Annotated in this window: 3 protein-coding genes; all 3 read left to right on the top strand. The window is 70.4% G+C overall.

The genetic code is table 11. The annotated features are described in order from the left end of the window. The coding region (gene menA, locus WBA11_RS18985) for a 1,4-dihydroxy-2-naphthoate octaprenyltransferase (RefSeq protein ID WP_424522195.1) at positions 1 to 819 on the top strand (819 nt) is incomplete at its 5' end. Further along, positions 819 to 1886, top strand: a complete 1068-nt coding sequence (menC, locus tag WBA11_RS18980) for an o-succinylbenzoate synthase (RefSeq protein ID WP_424522194.1) — start codon at positions 819 to 821, stop codon at positions 1884 to 1886. The genes menA and menC, both read left to right, overlap by 1 nt. Continuing rightward, positions 1883 to 2458: AMP-binding protein (locus WBA11_RS18975; protein WP_424522193.1), on the top strand; the 576-nt coding region annotated here is incomplete at its 3' end. The genes menC and WBA11_RS18975, both read left to right, overlap by 4 nt.

Genomic DNA, 2458 nt, shown 5'->3' with positions numbered 1-2458 from the left:
GTGTTGGTGGGCGCCGCGCTGGCTTGGGAGGCCGGCGCGTTTCACGCGCTCGCCGCAGCGTGCGCGCTGGCGGGAGCCTTGTTGATCCAGATCGGAACGAACTACGTCAACGACTCCGAGGACGCCGCTCGGGGGGCGGACACGTCCTCGAGGAAGGGGCCACGTCGCGCGACGGCCGAGGGGTTGGTGACGGCGGGACAGATGCGGGTCGCGGCGGGCGTGGCGTTCGGGCTCGCGTTCGCGGCTGGGATCTATCTCATCGTGCGCGGCGGCTGGCCGATTCTCGCCCTGGGTCTGGCCTCGATCGCGTCCGGCGTCGCTTACACCGCCGGCCGATACGCGCTCGCCTACACGGGCCTGGCCGACCTTTTCGTCCTGTTCTTCTTCGGCCCCGTCGCGGTCGGCGGGACCTACTACGTCCAGGCCCTCGACCTGCCAATGTGGGTGCCGATCGCGGGTCTGGGGCCGGGCTTTCTGGCGACTGCAATCCTGCTCGCAAACAACGTCCGAGACGTCGAGGAGGACCGCGCGGCAGACAAAAAGACCCTGGTCGTCCGGTTCGGCCGGTCGTTTGGCGTCACGCTGTACGGCATCTGCATCTCGGGCGCCGTGGTGGTGCCCGCGTCGCTGGCGCTGGTGGCGAAGGACCACGTCGGCGTGCTGGCCGCGTCCGCGCTCGTGGCAATCATCGGGCGACCCCTCTCGAGGACGTTGGCCGCGACGTCGGATCCCGCGGTGCTGAACCCGCTCTTGGGCAAGACGGCCGGGCTGCTGTTCCTCTACGCCGTCGCGTTCTCGCTCGGCTGGGTGCTGACGTAGTGCAGGTCGCCGCCCTCGATCTCGTCCCGTACCGCCTCGCCCTTCGCGAGTCCGTCGTGTGGAACGGCGAGCGGCGCGACCACCGCGAAGGCGTCTTGCTCCGCTTGACCGACCTCGAGGGCCGAACGGGCTGGGGCGACGCCGCGCCGCTTCCGGGTTTCAGTCGCGAGACGCTCGACCAAGCGCGCGCCGCCCTCGAGGCCGTTGGGACGGTGATCGTCGGGCGGCCCCTCGACGCGCGCGACGTGCTTCGCCCAGATGGTGCGTTCGCGACGATGCTCGACGTCGCCGGCGTCCCGTCGTCGGCCCGGTTCGCCCTCGATCTGGCGCTGGTGGACCTCGCTGCTCAAACCTTAGGTCGTTCGCTTCCCCAGGCACTCCATCCCGATCCCGCCGTCGTGCTCCCGCTCAACGGACTGGTGATGGGCGCCCTCGAGGGCGGGGTTGCGTCGGCCTCGAGGCTGGCGGAGGAGCGGTATCAGGCCGTCAAGGTCAAGGTCGGACGGGCGACGGTCGACGAGGACATCGAGGCCGTGACGGCGATCCGAAAAACGCTGCCCGACTGGGTGGCCCTACGACTCGATGCCAACCGCGCGTGGACCTGGGACGAGGCCGTCCGATTTGCCGAGGCGACCTCGAGTCTCGACCTCGATTACGTCGAGGAGCCATTGGCAGCGGCCTCGAGGATGCCTGAGCTGTGGGTCGACACCCGGATGCCCGTCGCGCTCGACGAGACGCTCCAGCAGCCCGGCGGCGGCGAGTCGATCCGTGGCTGGGCCGAGGCGATCGTGCTCAAGCCGACCCTCGTTGGCGGGTTGATGGCGTCGCTCAGGATGGCCGCCGCGGCGCGGTCCGTCGGCGTGCGGTCCGTGTTGAGCGCGTCGTTCGAGAGCGGCGTCGGGCTGCGCGGTGTCGCGGCCAGCGCCGCCGCGACAGACGCTGAGCCTGCCGGCCTCGACACCTACCGCTGGCTCGCCGAAGACGTCCTCGGCCCCCTCCCGTTCTCCCAACCGACGGTCGACGTTTCTGCTCTCTTCGGCGCTCCGCTCGACCTCGAGGTCGCGTGACGATCCCGGACCCGGTCCGTCGCCACGCCGAGACGCGCCCCGACGCGCGCGCGCTCGTCTCGGACGTGGGCGACTGGACCTGGCGCGGCCTCGATGCTAGGGTTTCTGCAACCGCTCGCGTCCTCGAGGCCGGACCGGAGCGGGTCGCCGTTCAAGCCGTGACGTCTCCGAGTCTGGTCGTCCTCGTCCTGGCTGCGCTCCGCGCCCGCCGCCTCCTGGTCCCGCTCTCGACGCGCTGGATACCCGCCGACACCGCTCGAACGCTCACCGACCTCGAGGTCGACTCCCTAATCGTGGACGCTCCGAGCGACCTCGAGGTCGAGATGTCCGTCCTCGAGGATGTGATTGCGAGCGGCGAGAGGGGAGACGCGCTGCCGCTGGACCTCGACAGGCCGTTTACCGTCGTCCACACATCGGGCTCGACGGGGCGGCCGAAGGCGATCCTGCACAGCGTCGGCAACCACGTGTGGAGCGCGCGAGGCGTGATCGACGCCTTCGAGGTGAGGCCGTCGAGCCGTTGGCTCTTGGACCTCCCGCTCTACCACGTCGGCGGGCTGGGGATCGTGATGCGC

The organism is Rubrivirga sp. (assembly GCF_049648075.1).
In the GTDB taxonomy this organism is placed as follows: Bacteria; Bacteroidota; Rhodothermia; order Rhodothermales; family Rubricoccaceae; genus Rubrivirga.
The sequence above is the reverse complement of the archived record's forward strand: the minus strand, read 5'-3'. Positions and strand labels throughout refer to the sequence as shown.